Source organism: Halomonas sp. 72 (assembly GCF_052379785.1).
Classification (GTDB): domain Bacteria; phylum Pseudomonadota; class Gammaproteobacteria; order Pseudomonadales; family Halomonadaceae; genus Vreelandella; species Vreelandella citrativorans.
The window spans coordinates 1-15,724 of record NZ_JBQSYY010000023.1 but is presented as its reverse complement, the minus strand read 5'-3'; the positions used below and the strand labels follow the sequence as shown (position 1 = coordinate 15,724).

Genomic DNA, 15,724 nt, shown 5'->3' with positions numbered 1-15,724 from the left:
TTAATCTATTACCTGTCAGGAATTCATTGTGAGCCAGCAACAACACCAGGTAGCACCGCACGCCGCCACGGAACTCGCTATTAAGCCCTCTATTAATACCTTGGCCCAAGGGTCAATGTTCTGGCAGCCTGATTATCGCGAACCCTCTTCCTGGCTGGAGCATTTGCCGTTCCTGTTCTGGTTGGTGGAGGCATTAAGGCCACAGCAGGTAGTAGGGCTGGGGGTGGATGATGTAGCTCACTTTGCGGTTTGCCAAGCGGCTTCGCGCCTTCGCTTGGGTACACGCTGCTACATGGTGGGTGAGGACGTAGACGAAAAAGCGGCGAATGAGATTCACGCTTATGCGTCCGATCACTTTTCAGCCATCAGCCAATGGCTTCAAACCAACCCAACTCGGGCGATCGAGCAGTTTGATGAAGGCTCGATTGATCTGTTGCTGCTGCATATAAGTCCTGATGACAATAGTGTCGATTACCTGTTAGACCGCTGGTTGTCGCGGCTCTCCTCTCAAGGTGTAGTGGTAGTGCCGGGTATTGCCCGCCGCGAGCCGGGGTGCTTTGTATTCCGTGCCTTTGAGTCCATTAAAAATCGTTACCCGCATTTCGTATTTCATCATGCCGGTGGGTTGGGTGTGATTGCCGTGGGTAACGAGTTGCCCCATCTGGTTAACAACCTGTTAGGCGCCCTGGAATCCAATGCCTCTACTCAGGTAGTGCAGGACGTGTTCGCACGTCTTGGCCGCAGTTGCCAGGATAAGGTGACGGTTCGTCAGCAACAGGCTCTATTTCAAACGCTGGAAACTCGGGTAAGCGAGCAGGCAGGCAGCCTGGCGGAAGCGGAGCGGCAGGTAGCCCAGCAGGCAGAGCAACTGCGCCAAGCGCATGATGAGCGCATCAAACTCAAGGAACGCTTGGAACAGCAGGAGGCGCGTTTTGCCCAGGAGCGTGGCCGGTTGGCCGAGCGGGTTAGCTCTCTTGAGGAGTTCAACGCTGAGTTGAAAAATGAATTGATGCGCCAGCGCGAACAGGGCGAACGCCACGCGGCTGAGGCACGCGAACATGCTCAAGCCGCCAAGGTAAGTGAGCAGACGCTGAACCAGGCCCAGAAGCAGTTGGAAGAAAAGAACAACGCGCTTGAAACAGCGCGTACAGAACACACCCAGCTAACCGGTAAGCTTGAGAAAACCGAGCATGCTCTTACTGAGGCGCAGGCGCAGGTCGAATCACTGAAGAGTAGCGAACAGGCGCTTAACAATGAAGTTAATGAAACCAAACAGATAGTAGAAACGCGCTTTAGCGAGTTGGCCAAGCTGACCAATCTGCTTGAAGCCAATGAGCAGAGTTTGCAAAGTGCTCGCGAAGAGCGCGCTGAGCTTGATACCAAATTGCAGCAAGCTGAGTCTTCACTTGAGGCACGCTTTAACGAACTGGGTCAATTGACCCGCAAGCTTCAGGAGGCTGAACAGCGTATCATTGAGGGCGAAAAAAACCGTGCTGAGGCCGAGAAACAGTTGGCTCAGCAAAAAAAGGCGAGTGAAGACGCATTATCCGCGCAGTTGAAAGATGCGCTTCACAGTGTGGACGAGCGCTTCAAGGAGCTGGCCGTACTCACTGACCTGCTGGAGAAAAACGAAGCCCAGCGTAAGCAGTTGGAGCGCGAACTTGAAAGCACTAAAGTGGCTAGACAGAAACTTGAAGCAGATGCAAAGATCTCTAAGCAGAAGCTTGAAGCAGAGGCAAAGAGCTCTAAGCAGAAGCTTGAAGCAGAGGCAAAGAGCTCTAAGCAGAAGCTTGAAAACCGTGCTGAGGCCGAGAAACAGATGGCTCAGCAAAAAAAGGCGAGTGAAGACGCACTATCAGCGCAGTTGAAAGATGCGCTTCACAGTGTGGACGAGCGCTTCAAGGAGCTGGCCGTACTCACTGATCTGCTGGAGAAAAACGAAGCCCAGCGTAAGCAGTTGGAGCGCGAACTTGAAAGCACTAAAGTGGCTAGACAGGAACTTGAAGCAGATGCAAAGATCTCTAAGCAGAAGCTTGAAGCAGAAGCTAAGTCCAGCAGAGAAGCCCAAGCGCAGCAGCGCCGCGAGATAGAGCGTCAAACGCATGAGCTGGCACATCTTGTTGAGCAGCTTGAAGCGTTGCGTATGAGCCAAGTAGCTAAATCCCCGGCAGCTGAAGGCACTGGTGTTTCTGTTGCCAAGGCGCCTGCATTAACGAAACGCGCGATTAAGCGTCAGGTGTCGTTGATTGAAGCCAGCCAGTGGTTTGATGCCAAATGGTATTTAGCACAGTACCCGGATATTGCTTCAGACCCTAAAATGTCGGCCAGCCCGGCCCGCCACTATCTGCTGATGGGCGGTTTTGAAGGTCGCAACCCCAGCCCAGAGTTCGATTCAGCGTACTACTTAACTCATAACCCGGATGTAGTGGAGAGCGGTATCAACCCGCTGGTGCACTATCTCAAGTTTGGCGAGAAAGAACAACGTAGCGTGAAGGGGTAACAATGAGTACGACTAAGCATGGACTGCTACTGAATTCGGGCTTATTTGATGAAAACTGGTATGTGCAGCGCTACCCGGATGCTGCCTTGAGCCAGCTTTCTCCGCTGGACCATTTTGTAAACTATGGGTGGGTTCTAGGGCGTTGCCCAGGGCCAAACTTTGACCCTGAATTTTATCGCCAGACTTACCCCGATGTTCAAGCAAGCGGGGAAGACCCGCTAGTACACTACTTGACGTATGGCAAAGCGGAAGGGCGCAAGGGATGTTCTGGCGCTAAAGCATCGAATGTTGTGGCGAAAACCGCAGCGGCTGAACCTGCTACGCCCCCGGCGCCAGTTAATGCAAGGGCGGCTACAGCTGAGGTTGCTAAGCCTTCCGCTACGCTTAAGCTTGCAGGCGACTTGAATATTGCCCAAGGCGGCACGGCAATACGGGGTTGGTTAGCAAACCGGTTGAGCAATGAAACCCGTACCGCCGTTATTCGGGTTAATGGTCAAGAGCTGCTAACCGCTCCCGCCAGCCATTACCGTGCTGATCTGGCGGCTAATGGTATTCATCAGGGGCGCCACTCTTTTGAGATGTACCCCCCTGTAGAACTGATGAATGGCCAGAAACACCAGATAGAGCTGATTGATCAGGCCTCTGGACAGAAGGTTGCTCAGGCAAGTGCTATATGGCAATCCCAGCGAAACTATACGGATTTTTCAGGCTACCTGGCCCATAGTTTGGTAGACCCGTTTTTACCCAGGCCTTTTCGTGAAGAGGACAAGCGCAGCCTTGCCGCGATGGAGAACGTTGCAGGCAGCCTGGTCAGGCGTTCAGAGCAGCTAGCCAGCCCTGCGCTGGTTTCAGTCATCATGCCGTGCTTCAATCGCATGGATACGATCAAACTGGCGGTAGACTCGGTACTGGGGCAGTCATACCCCAATATAGAGCTTATCCTGGTGGATGATGGTAGCCAGGATGGAACGGCCAAGTGGTGCGAACACCGCGCGAGTGAAAACCCCGGCGTAAAAGCAGTGCTACTGAACCAGAACGGCGGAGTATCCGCTGCGCGTAATAAAGGCTTGGAGGCGGCTCAGGGCGAGTACATCATGTACTTGGATTCTGACAACCGCTGGGATACGCGTTACGTGGCTGCCATGGTGGGTGCGTTTCAGGCACTGCCGAATGCGGAAGCGTTGTATTCGGGATTATACCGTTATCATGCAGATAGCGAAGAGCCATCGAGCGTTGTGTTTGGCCCACTGAATCGATCGCTGGCGTTTAATCGTAATTACATTGATTTAAATACCTTTGTGCATACGCGCAAGGCATGGCAGCGCTTGGGCGGCTTTGATGAAGCACTGCCGCGTTATGTGGATTGGGACCTGGTACGCCGCTATCTTCTTCATGCTTCGCTCTATTCGGTGCCGGTCATACTCACGCACTATTACATGGGCAAGGCGACCAATACGCTTACCGCTAATACCTCTTTCGAGCATTTTGTGGATGCGGTGCGCGATAAAACCGGTCCAACTTATGCGGCCAAGCCGGCCGACCTCAGAGTAGCCTCTTCGCTTGAGCGGGGCGTGTCGGTAGTCATCCCAAGTTATGAATCCAAAGATGATTTAAAAGAGTGCTTGGAAAGCCTCTACGCGCTGAACTTAGGCGCCTCACTTGAGATCATCGTGGTGGATAATAACTCCTCGCCAGCGGTATGCGAGTTCATCCGCCAGGAGAGTGACGGCGGGCGTATCAAAGCGGTTTTCAACGATGCGAACTTTGGTTTTACCTACGCGGTTAATCTGGGCATTCATGCGGCGAAAGCCGACCATGACATCGTACTACTCAATAACGATTCGCTAGTAACCCCTGGCGCGTTTGAGGCTATGCAGCATGCAGCTTACAGCTTGCCTGAGTGTGGCTTGGTAGTGCCCCAGCAGGTGCTGTTGGGCGGCACTAAAACACTGAATGATCACGTGCCGTATGCCGATGCCACCTACCCATGCGACGTGAATATTTCAAAACATCACGCTAACGTTCACTACGTGCCACTCTTCCACGATGGTCGCACGCTGGAAATTACCTTTGCGCCGTTTTTCTGCGTGTATATCCCCCGCCACGTGTATCGCGAAGCTGGCGATCTGGATGCTCAGTACGGACGCCACTACCGGTCAGACCGTATTTATTGCGATGTTGTACGCCATATCCTCGGTCTCAGAATCTACCACGTCAGCGATGCGTTGATTTATCACAAGTTGCAAAAATCCACTGATGAGCTGGCGGGTAAGAAAGAGAGCGAGTTCGATATCATGTTCAAGAAAAATCGCTGGGACCCCGCTAATAAAATGAGGCTGGACTTCGTTGATGCTCCTTGGGATATATAACGTTTCCAGAAGCACTGCTGAAATTTGTTGTTCAGGCAAGCTGCACTTCACGAGATGCAGCTCGACTCATTTTATACAATTCTTACCGAGTATCGCCGTGGCGTAAGGTTATGATGGAAACTTCGATGTGAAAAGCCTACGTACAGCGTCTAATCACTGGCTGCAGCAGGTGAAAAAAATAGTCATCAGTCATCGGGGGCAGCGGGTGGTTAACCAAGGCCTGCGATGGCATCTGGATTATCCATCGCTTGAACGCCCACCTTGGCTGAATCAAAACGGCTGGGTAGTGCAGGGCTGGGTGTTACTTCCCTCTTCGCTTTCGAAATCCATGGAAGATGTAAGAGTCATTGCTCGCTGGAACTCGGTATTTGAACTTTGCCATCCGTTGAGCCTGGAGCGCCCCGACGTTATTGAAACCGTACTTGGGGAAGACCCTACTAAACACCCTCAATTACGCTGTGGATTTCGCTTTACTGTTCCGCGTCAACTGACTTCCTGTACGCTGGAATTATGTGTCAACGGTGAACGTATACCGTTGCCCATAGTGAGTATGCCCGAATTGCCGGATTCAGCCGGTGCTGAAGTCGCACCCTTGAAAGTACTTAAAGGTAAAGCGAACTGGCTATTTCTGGATAACGATACCAACGGCAGCGTTGACCAGTACCGGGGATGTTTACTGCTTACCGATGAAGGAGTCAAAGGTTGGCAGCGTTATTTTAAAGACTTCTATGCGCTTGCTGAAAAGCATGGAGCAGCCTCTGCAGTGCTGGTAGCGCCTGCCAAGGAGAGCGTGATGGGGCCTCGGTATCACCCTTGCGCGGAAGGCGCAGGCGGGCCCATTCAACAACTGTTAGCGCTGCCGGAAGCCCAGGTACTGGTTTATCCCGTGCAGGCATTAATGGCACTAGGTGATGACGCATTTATTCAGACGGATACGCATTGGACGCAGCGGGGCGCCATGGCGGCGTCCAAGGTGCTGGCAGCGGCGCTTGGGCTTGATGATCGGGCGGTGGAGAACACCTTTGTCGATGATGAGTATGATGAGCTTTCCTTGACCGGTGATTTGGGCAGTAAGCTAAAACCCGAACGAACCTGCCGTATCAGCTCGCTGCGCACGTTTAATTATCATCAATACCGCTGTTTTGATAATGGCCTGCCCAACTTTGGACGCCTGGTAGTGCTTGCCAATGGAAAGGCGTTGATGCCGGGTACTTGCTTGATATTTGGTTCTTCATCCAGCTATTCGATGTTTAACTACGTGAGTCGGCTGTTTAAGCGTGTGGTGTTTGTGCATAGTGCGGGAAGCCTGGACCCTGAGTTGGTGGCCGCCGTTAAGCCAGATTATCTAGTCGTGCAGACCAATGCGCGTTTTGTAGTGCAGGTGCCCAAGGTAAAGCAATCCTTAACCACTTTGATAGCGGAAAAGCGTGAGCGCCTTACTGAGGAAGAGCAAGAGGTAGTCGCCAAGCGCCAAGTGCTGGTGACCGCAGATGACGCAATGGTAACGGCATTGGGAATCTCACCATGGGTGAGTCTGTAAATCTTGCTTCCTGTGATGTTGATTAGCGGGGAGGCTGTTAACATGCCTGCTTTATTTTGATCGAATAACTCGCGAGTTTCATGAATACAACTTCCTTTCGGCACGCTCCTGTTTGGGCGCTTCACCATCGTTGTCCAAAAATGATGGTTCCTTTGCAGCAACTTGAGCCAGGTGACGACGCCAAAAGCTGGCGCTCTCAAGGCAAGGAGCCGCTTTTTCAGTTAGAGGGGAATCTGCCTTGGCCCGGCTGGAATATGATTGAAATTGCTAGCGAATGCAGTGGTGGTAGGGCCGTAGCCACGTTAACGCTGGAATCTTCTCGTCGTCAGGTTGTGTATACGTTCCCTCTTCGCAATGGTAAAGCTATTAAGCGACTGGTGTATGTGCCGTGGGGCGTGAGACGCGTCACCTTTGCGCCGATGGGATCCGTGGGGCAGTTTGCGATTCAGTCGTTGAAATTCGTGTGGCTAACTCCCCATTTTGCTTATAGTCGGCTATTGCAGCGCTTGTCGAGTATGCACCGCCACTATCGTGACCTGCCGTTGCACGATGTCATGAAAAGTTTGAAGCAGCAGGCGCGCACTCAAAGCCGCAAATGGCAAGTCATCGCGCTGGAAGATTACGACAGTACCTTCCTTAATATGTCTATCAAGCATCATTATCAAAAATGGATTAGGTCGATTGAACAGCGCCGTACGCCAGATAGTCATGACCTACACGCGAAAGGCGACTTCGCATGCAGCGTACTGCTGGTAAGTGGAGGATTACAGAAAGAGACGGCATTATTTAAAGCCCGTTTGAATGAAAGCCTGGCGAGCCTAGCCGAGCAGTCGCTTGGTCCGCGCCAAGTGGTACTATTGCTTTCGCCTGAAGAGCACCAGGATTTGAAAGAGTGGCTTGATGAGTGGCAGCATGAGCTTACCTTTCTCAATGTTGTGGAAAGCTGTGCTCAGAGTGTGGCGGCACAGCGCCTTGAGGCACTTTCATACTCTGAGCATACCTGGGTATGGTTTTTACGCCCTGGCGATCGCTTGGCGGAACATGCCCTTTATCACGCCGCTAACATCCAGGAGCGTCATCCGGATGCTCACATTCTGGTTGCCGACGAGGATAGCCTGGATGAGCAAGGCGTGCGCCACTCGCCGCGCTTCAAGCCAGATTTTAACCCCGATCTTTTACTTTCGATGCCCTACATGGGGCGTGCTGTCTGCTTTCGAAGAGATTATTTTCCAAGACTCTCGAATGAGGAGTGCGGAAAGAATGCAAATAACCCTGACTGGCTGGATTACGCGCAATTTTTGAGTTTTACGCGTCGGGACGACTTTACATTCACATCGCTTGCCCACGTCCCCCATGTTGCCTATCACGGGTTGCAAGGTGATGCTGAAGGCAATTATGTACCGCTAGTAAAGGAGCACCTTGATCAACAGCAAGAGGGCGTTCGCGTAACCCATGGCTTATTGCCGAGTACTCAGCGGGTACGTTGGCCAATGCCTGAGCCCAAGCCTTTAGTGACTCTATTGGTGCCCACTCGCGATGGTGTGAATATTCTTCGCCCCTGTGTTAATGCAATATTAGAGCGTACCGACTACTCCCATTTTGAACTCCTGATTCTTGATAACCAGAGTAGCTGTGCTGAGACGCTGGCCTACCTGAAAGGTGTGGAAGCCCGGGATTCACGGGTTAAGGTGCTGCACTGGAACCATTCGTTTAACTATTCGGCCATTAATAACTTTGGTGCTGCTAACGCGAAAGGCAGCATCATTGGATTAATCAACAACGATATCGAACCCATGGAAGGCACCTGGTTAACCGAAATGGTCGAACAGGTGTCACGCCCTGAAATTGGTTGTGTCGGCGCCAAGCTTTATTATCCTAATGATACGGTTCAACACGGTGGGGTAATTTTGGGGTTAGGGGGCTTGGCTGGCCATGCGCACCGTTTCTTCCAACGTGACGAAGACGGTTATATGGGGCGGCTCAAGGTAATTCAAAATCTTTCAGCCGTTACTGCTGCCTGTTTGTTGGTGCGTAAATCAGTCTTTGATGAAGTGAATGGCCTGAACGAGACAGACTTGGCCGTGGCTTACAACGACGTTGATTTATGCATTAAGGTACGAGAAGCGGGTTACCGCAATCTTTGGACCCCCTACGCGGCGCTCTATCATCACGAGTCGGTCTCACGCGGTGCAGATGATACGCCTGAGAAACGCGCAAGATGGCTAAGTGAGTATGCCTATATGCGCAACGCGTGGGGCGAACTGCTCGACAGCGACCCTGCCTATAACCCAAATTTAACCTTGGTGCACGAAGATTTCTCGTTACGTTAACAAGATCGTAAGTGAGAAATAGTAGGCGATGAACAATTAGCCTGGGTTCAGCGTACATCGACGGCCCGGCGCAAAGCAGCGCACCGCGCGGCCAGGGTTGGTTGCCAATGCATAGGCGGCTGGCGCCGCCTTTCGCGGGTGCCGCAGGCTCGTTCCTCGCCTGCGTTACCACGCGCTACGATTTGCTGTATCGATGTGAAGTGGTTCATATAGTGCGTAAGCGAAGCGCACCCGCAGCGGCGGCCCGGCGCAAAGCAGCGCACCGCGCTGCCAGAGCTAAACCTCCCAACAACCATTAGGGCGAGAAAAAGAGGCGTAACAGTGAACAGTGAGGCACGCTGGGTGGTGCTTAGCGATGGCGGTAGACCTACGGAAGATATCTATTTTCTGGAATCAGCCGCGCCTGCTTTACGCCAACAAGGGGCAACGATTAATCGGGTAACGGCTTCGCGCTCATTGGGCGCTGCACTTGTCCATGGGCGAACGTTTTTAAAGCGCTACGCGGGTGCGAACCTGCTACTTTGCCGCTCATTATCGCCTGGCTGGTTACGTTGGTTGGAACGTCATCGCAATTCTTTTGGCTATATCGTCTATTTGATTGATGACGATATTGCCGCTGCAGCCAACGACCCAACGCTACCTGCTGCCTATCGCCAGCGTATGGGGCGCATTGTCCACCTTCAGCCACGTTTGTTGATGTTAAGCGATGAAGTGGTGGCTTGCAGCGAACAGCTCGCGCAGCTTTTTGTTGCCCAGCATGGCCACGTTTCGGTATTAACACCGCCATTGATTGCTTCATTGCCGAACCTTGAGCATTTTAGGCTACCGCCCTCAGCGCAGGCGCCGTGGAAGATTGGTTTTCACGGTACGCGTGCCCATCTTACGGATCTGCTGTATATAGCGCCTGCATTAACGGCGGTTCAACAGGGCAGGTCAGATACCCAACTTGAAATAATGCTGGGTAAACACACGCCCGCCCAACTGGCGGGTTTGCCACGCGTTAAAACACCCGACCCATTGCCCTGGCAGGCGTTTCGGTCCTACCAGGCAAGCTGTCGGTTACATATTGGCGTAGCACCTCTTTTGGAAACACCGTTTAACCAGGGTAAGTCGTTCATCAAGTTCTTGGATATTACCGCGATGGGGGGCGTGGGTATTTACTCAAACCGCTATCCCTATACTGAGATCGTCCGCCATGGAGAGAATGGCTTGCTGGTAGACGACGCGCCTAAGGCGTGGCAGGCAGGTTTAATACAGCTGCTTGATAATCCCGAAGAAACCGCCAGGATGGCGGCTCAAGCAGCGCGGGATGCATTTGCCATGGGTGATCCGCAAATAGCGGCAGCATTTTGGCGGTTACGGCAAGGGCGTTTGAGCTGACGGAGTTTAGTCCTTGCTTGCAGGGGAAAGGACCAATGGTTTTGATAAACTAACTCGTACGTTTTTTTATTCAGCTTTAGGAAGTAACTAAAAATGAAAATTGCCGTTGCCGGTACGGGCTATGTGGGGCTTTCCAATGCCATGCTGTTAGCACAGCACCACGACGTGGTCGCGGTGGATATTGTGCCTGAAAAGGTTGAGTTGCTGAATAATCGCCACTCTCCGATTGAAGACGCTGAAATAACAGCGTTCTTGCAGCGGGACGATCTGCGTTTTTCAGCCACGCTGGTTGCCGAGCAGGCCTATGCGGATGCGCAATTTGTCATTATCGCTACCCCTACCGATTACGACCCGCAAACCAATTATTTTAATACGCAAAGTGTTGAAGCGGTGATTGAGCAGGTGATGCGTATTAATCCCCAGGCGGTAATGGTGATTAAGTCCACGGTGCCCGTGGGCTACACCAAGGGGGCCTCGGCACGCTTTAATACGCAAAACCTTATTTTTTCGCCGGAGTTTTTGCGCGAAGGCAAAGCGCTTTATGACAACTTGCACCCTTCCCGCATTATTGTGGGCGAGTGTTCCGAGCGTGGCGAAACCTTTGCTGCGCTTTTAAAGCAAGGGGCGGCGGCTGAACATATTGAAGTATTACTGACTAATAGCACGGAAGCCGAAGCAATCAAGTTGTTTGCCAATACCTACCTCGCCATGCGGGTAGCGTACTTTAATGAGCTGGACAGCTACGCAGAATCCCAGGGGCTGAATACTAAACAGATTATTCAGGGCGTTGGCTTGGACCCACGTATTGGCACCCACTACAACAATCCAAGCTTTGGCTACGGCGGTTACTGCCTGCCCAAGGATACCAAGCAACTGCTAGCGAACTACGCCGATGTACCGAGTAACATGGTTCAGGCCATTGTAGATGCCAACCGTACGCGTAAGGATTTTATTGCAGAGTCGGTACTGCGTCGTAACCCTTCTGTGGTTGGCGTGTATCGTCTGATTATGAAAACAGGATCGGATAACTTTCGCGCCAGTGCCATGCAGGGCGTAATGAAGCGTATTAAGGCGAAAGGTATAGAAGTGGTCGTTTATGAACCGGTATTAGAAGAAGATAAGTTCTTCGGTTCAACCGTTATGCGTGATTTAGCGGCGTTTAAAGAGAAGTGCGATATTATTTTAGCAAATCGCATGGTGCCAGAGCTTCAGGATGTGGAAGCCAAGGTATATACCCGCGACCTGTTTGGTAGTGATTAAGCGTATATCATACGGAGTTGGTTCAACCGTAGTGTGCGGTAAGCGAAGCGCACCCGTAGCGGCGGCCCGGCGCAAAGCAGCGCACCGCGCTGCCGGGGTAGGCCAAGGTGGCACATCCGGGCGGCTGGCGCCGCCTTTCGCGGGTGCCGCAGGCTCGTTCCTCGCCCGCGTTACCACGCGCTACGATTTGCTATATCGATGCGGAGTAGTGTAGTGCGCGGTAAGCGAAGCGCACCCGCAAAAGCAGCGCACCGCGCTGCCCGGGGTTGGAGTTGGTTGCCATGCCTAGGCGGCTGGCACCGCCTCTCGCGGGTGCCGCAGGCTCGTTCCTCGCCCGCGTTACCACGCGCTACGATTTGCTATATCGGTGCGGAGTGGTTCATGTAGTGCGCGGTAAGCGAAGCGCACCCGCAGCGGCGGCCCGGCGCAAAAGCAGCGCACAGCGCTGCCGGGGTTGACGTTGGGTGCCCATGCACGGGCGGCTCTGGCACCGCCTCTCGCGGGTGCCGCAGGCTAGCGCCTCACAATATATCAGTGACCAGCAACAGGCCGTCACGTTTGGCAGGCTCGGCAGAGCAACGATTAAGCTGATTAGGAAGATGTTTGTATGGAAGCGATTATAAATGCATTTTTTGACGAAATGCCCGATGCCAATGTTGCCAAAGAACGCGTCGCCTTTGGTACTTCTGGCCACCGTGGCCGCGCAGGTGAGCGTACCTTTAACGCTGCTCATATTGTTGCTATTACTCAAGCCGTGGTGGATTTTCGGCGTGAGGCAGGCTACCAGGGCCCGCTGTTTCTAGGCTTCGATACCCACGCGCTTTCCAGGCCAGCCTGGGAGTGTGCACTGCAGGTATTGGTGGCTAACGACGTACCGGTATTGGTTGAAAAAGGCCACGGCTATACCGCGACGCCGTTGGTTAGCCACGCCATTTTGCAACACAACGCGTCCAACGCAGCGTTGGCCGACGGTTTGATTATTACGCCGTCGCATAATCCGCCTGAAGATGGTGGTATTAAGTACAACCCCGCCCACGGTGGTCCGGCCGATACCGACGTGACATCGTGGATTGAGTTACGTGCCAACGCGTACTTGCTGCGCGAACTGGACGATGTGCCGCTTGTTTCTCTAGAAGAAGCACTTGCCCATGCGCAAGAGTACGATTTTACCGCTCATTATGTGGCAAGCCTGAACAGCGTTATCGACATGAAGGCCATTCAGCGGGCAGGCCTGCGCTTGGGAGCCGACCCGATGGGCGGCACTGCGCTGCCCGTATGGCAGGCGGTTGCAAAGCACTATGCGCTGACACTGGAGGTAGTCAATACTCAGGTGGATGCGTCCTTTGCGTTTATGCCGCCCGACCACGACGGTAAAACCCGTATGGATTGTTCAAGCTCGGCGGCGATGGCGAATCTGTTAACGGTGAAAGACCGCTTCGATATCGCCTTTGGCAACGACCCGGATGCCGACCGCCACGGTATTGTGGATGCCAATGGCTTGATGAACCCGAACCACTTTTTAGCGGTGTGTATTGATTACCTGATGACGCATCGGCCTGAGTGGGCGGCGTCGCTAAAGATTGGTAAGACGCTGGTATCATCTTCCATGATCGACCGGGTGGTGGCATCGCATAATCGTGAGCTTTATGAAGTACCGGTTGGATTTAAGTGGTTTGTCGAAGGCCTGCATAAAGGGTGGTTGGCCTTTGGTGGCGAAGAAAGTGCTGGCGCCAGCCTGTTAACCCGCGATGGGGCAGCGTGGTCAACCGATAAAGACGGTATTGCGCTGTGCTTGCTGGCAGCGGAGATCTTGGCCGTTACCGGAAAGACGCCAAGCGTTTACTACCGCGAGTTGACACAGCGCTTCGGCGAGCCTTGCTATAAACGGGTCGATACTGCTTGCACGCCTGAAGAAAAAGCGGCTTTCAAAAAGCTGAACAGTGAGAGCGTGACGGCACAAACACTGGCAGGAGAGGCGATTACCGCTGTGCTGGTGACAGCGCCCGGTAATGGGGCGAGCATTGGAGGTATCAAGGTGACCACCGAAAATGGCTGGTTCGCTGCACGCCCCAGCGGCACAGAATCGCTCTACAAGGTATATGCTGAAAGCTTCAAAGGCCCTGAGCATTTGGATGAGTTGATTGAAAGCGCCAGGGCGTTGCTTTCGGCTATTTTATAGCGCGTTACCCGCCAGCAGGTGGCGCCCGTTACGAAATGAAACAAGGAAATCAGTAATGACCCAGGTGCGCAAAGCGATTATTCCCGTCGCCGGTTTTGGTACGCGGTTGTTGCCCATTAGTAAGGCCATCCCCAAGGAAATGGTGCCTGTTGTGGATCGCCCCTTAATTCAGCACGTTATAGAGGAAGCATTGGCAGCTGGTATTAATGAAATTATCCTGGTGACACGTTCAGGTAAATCGGCGATTGAAGACCACTTTGATGCCCATGTTGAGCTTGAGGACGCACTGGCCAGTAAGGGGAAAGATGCATTGCTGGCAACGCTTGCAGCCATTGCCCCGCCAGAGCTTAAAATTACCAGCGTGCGCCAGGCAAATGCTAAGGGCTTGGGGCATGCAGTTTTTTGTGCTGCGCATTTACTGGGTAACGATGAGCCGTTTGCGGTTATCCTTCCGGATGTGTTGGTAAAGCCCCAGCCAAGCAGTAATACCTGTGATTTGGGGCGTATGGTGGCGCTTTGGGACGCCAGCAGCGCCGCGCAAATTATGGTGGAAGCCGTGCCTCAGGAAGATGTTTATCGTTATGGTATTGTTGACTGTGATGAGCCCAGCGCCGGTGAAAGCGCGGATATGCGCGGCGTGGTCGAGAAACCCAAGCCCGAAGACGCGCCTTCACGGTTGTCGGTCATTGGCCGGTATATTCTGCCGTATCGGGTTATGGAGCTTTTACGCGACCAGCCGCCTGGCGCTGGTAATGAAATTCAGTTGACTGACGCCATTGATCGCTTAATGCAGGAAGGTCAGCAGGTCCAGGCGTTCCGAATGAAAGGGCGCACCTTCGATTGCGGCCATATTGAAGGCTGGCTGCAAGCGAATAACACGCTTGCCCGTGAAGCGGGCTATAACCTGTAAGTTAGCACGTATATATGTTTGCATCGTAAGCCGCCATTTTTGGCGGCTTTTACGTTTTAGGGTTTGTACGAAAAGTCGCTGAGCGAAGGCCAGACCAGGCAAAAATCAGCGAAAAAACGGAGTTTACATGGGTAAATGAGTATTTTGAGCTGATTTTTAACGCCGTATGGTCGAGCGCAAGCAGTTTTCGTACAAAGCCAAGGGTGCGGGTTAAAACGATGTAGCAGACAAGGGGGCGGTATGAATGAATTGTTAACAGAAGTATGTGCGATTGCTCGTGAGGCGGGCGATGCTATTTTACGTGTTTACGCTCAACCGTTCGATGTAGCGATTAAAGCGGATAACAGCCCCGTTACCGCCGCCGATAACGCGGCAAACCAGATTATTTTAGACAAGCTGAAAGCGCTTCCAGAGGGGATCCCCATTCTTTCCGAAGAAGGGGGCGAGACGTTCACCGGGCCGGATGCCAGCGGGCGCTACTGGCTGGTGGACCCGTTGGATGGCACGAAAGAGTTTGTAAAGCGTAATGATGAGTTCACGGTGAATATCGCCCTCATCGAGAACGGCAAGCCTGTATTGGGCGTTGTGCTGGCACCGGTATTCAACGTGGCGTATATCGCAGCTAGCGGCGTGGGGGCGTTTAAGATTGATAAGTACGGGCAGCGAGTCGCTATTCATGTTTCCGGTAGGCCAAAAGAAGGTACCCCGTGGCGCGTAATGGGGAGCCGTTCCCATGCCAGCCCCTATTTGGAAGATTGGTTAAAACAGCTAGGCCCCCACGAGACAAGGCCCATGGGCAGCTCGTTGAAATTTGGCATCATCGCCGAAGGCAGTGCCGATGTATATCCACGCCTCGGCCCCACCAGCCTATGGGACACCGCCGCCGCGCAAGCGGTCGTCGAACAAGCGGGTGGACGAGTAGTAACCCTGGACGGCACCCCGCTTTGTTATGCCAACCCCAACGAAACCCTCAACCCGGATTTTGTTGTTTGGGGGCATTAACGGAAAAATGCCACCACCGCGTAAATGATGCATAGAGGCGTGGTTTAGCCATCGGGCGCGGCATTTGTTACCGCGCGCTACGATTCTGCGCATATCGGTGCGGAGAGCTTCAATCGTAGTGCGGTGTAAGCGAAGCGCACCCGCAAAGCAGCGCACCGCGCTGCCGGTATTGGGTGTGGTCCTGGGCTTGGGCGGCACATCCGGGCGGCTGGCGCCGCCTTTCGCGGGTGCCGCAGGCTCGTTCCTCGCCTGCG

The 15,724-nt window shown here is 53.2% G+C and carries 9 protein-coding genes; all 9 read left to right on the top strand.

Going from position 1 to position 15,724, the window contains the following annotated elements:
- The first annotated feature begins 28 nt into the window (after positions 1-28).
- The 9 genes from ACT3T6_RS15935 (at position 29) to cysQ (ending at position 15,470) form a co-directional block, all read left to right on the top strand.
- Positions 29-2,500: a hypothetical protein gene (locus ACT3T6_RS15935; protein WP_444625958.1), complete on the top strand. Its 2,472-nt coding sequence runs from the start codon at positions 29-31 to the stop codon at positions 2,498-2,500.
- Between the two features lie 2 nt (positions 2,501-2,502).
- On the top strand, positions 2,503-4,869 hold the full coding sequence (locus ACT3T6_RS15930) for a glycosyltransferase family 2 protein (protein WP_193054930.1): 2,367 nt from the start codon (positions 2,503-2,505) through the stop codon (positions 4,867-4,869).
- A 127-nt stretch (positions 4,870-4,996) separates the two neighbouring features.
- Complete coding sequence (locus ACT3T6_RS15925; RefSeq protein WP_193054931.1) at positions 4,997-6,409, top strand: alginate O-acetyltransferase AlgX-related protein; 1,413 nt, start codon at positions 4,997-4,999, stop codon at positions 6,407-6,409.
- 140 nt (positions 6,410-6,549) lie between these two features.
- A complete protein-coding gene (locus tag ACT3T6_RS15920; RefSeq protein WP_226913652.1) occupies positions 6,550-8,739 on the top strand; it encodes a glycosyltransferase family 2 protein in 2,190 nt (729 codons plus the stop codon).
- A 321-nt stretch (positions 8,740-9,060) separates the two neighbouring features.
- The gene (locus ACT3T6_RS15915) at positions 9,061-10,119 is read left to right on the top strand and encodes a glycosyltransferase (RefSeq protein ID WP_193054933.1); all 1,059 of its coding nucleotides are present in this window, start codon (positions 9,061-9,063) and stop codon (positions 10,117-10,119) included.
- 93 nt (positions 10,120-10,212) lie between these two features.
- Positions 10,213-11,379, top strand: coding sequence for a nucleotide sugar dehydrogenase (locus tag ACT3T6_RS15910; RefSeq protein ID WP_193054934.1), 1,167 nt, complete (start codon positions 10,213-10,215; stop codon positions 11,377-11,379).
- A 607-nt stretch (positions 11,380-11,986) separates the two neighbouring features.
- On the top strand, positions 11,987-13,558 hold the full coding sequence (pgm, locus tag ACT3T6_RS15905) for a phosphoglucomutase (alpha-D-glucose-1,6-bisphosphate-dependent) (RefSeq protein WP_193054198.1): 1,572 nt from the start codon (positions 11,987-11,989) through the stop codon (positions 13,556-13,558).
- A gap of 55 nt (positions 13,559-13,613) precedes the next feature.
- Positions 13,614-14,468 (top strand): UTP--glucose-1-phosphate uridylyltransferase, encoded by an 855-nt coding sequence (locus ACT3T6_RS15900; protein WP_193054197.1) that lies wholly within the window; start codon positions 13,614-13,616, stop codon positions 14,466-14,468.
- Positions 14,469-14,708: 240 nt separating this feature from the next.
- Positions 14,709-15,470 carry a 3'(2'),5'-bisphosphate nucleotidase CysQ gene (gene cysQ, locus ACT3T6_RS15895; protein ID WP_193054196.1) on the top strand — a complete coding sequence of 254 codons (762 nt, stop codon included), beginning with the start codon at positions 14,709-14,711 and terminating at the stop codon, positions 15,468-15,470.
- Positions 15,471-15,724: the final 254 nt, after the last annotated feature.

Coding starts and splice junctions, on each gene's coding strand:
- pgm (WP_193054198.1), top strand. CDS start 11,987: ATGGAAGCGATTATAAATGCATTTTTTGACGAAATGCCCGATGCCAAT.
- ACT3T6_RS15920 (WP_226913652.1), top strand. CDS start 6,550: ATGATGGTTCCTTTGCAGCAACTTGAGCCAGGTGACGACGCCAAAAGC.
- ACT3T6_RS15910 (WP_193054934.1), top strand. CDS start 10,213: ATGAAAATTGCCGTTGCCGGTACGGGCTATGTGGGGCTTTCCAATGCC.
- ACT3T6_RS15930 (WP_193054930.1), top strand. CDS start 2,503: ATGAGTACGACTAAGCATGGACTGCTACTGAATTCGGGCTTATTTGAT.
- cysQ (WP_193054196.1), top strand. CDS start 14,709: ATGAATGAATTGTTAACAGAAGTATGTGCGATTGCTCGTGAGGCGGGC.
- ACT3T6_RS15900 (WP_193054197.1), top strand. CDS start 13,614: ATGACCCAGGTGCGCAAAGCGATTATTCCCGTCGCCGGTTTTGGTACG.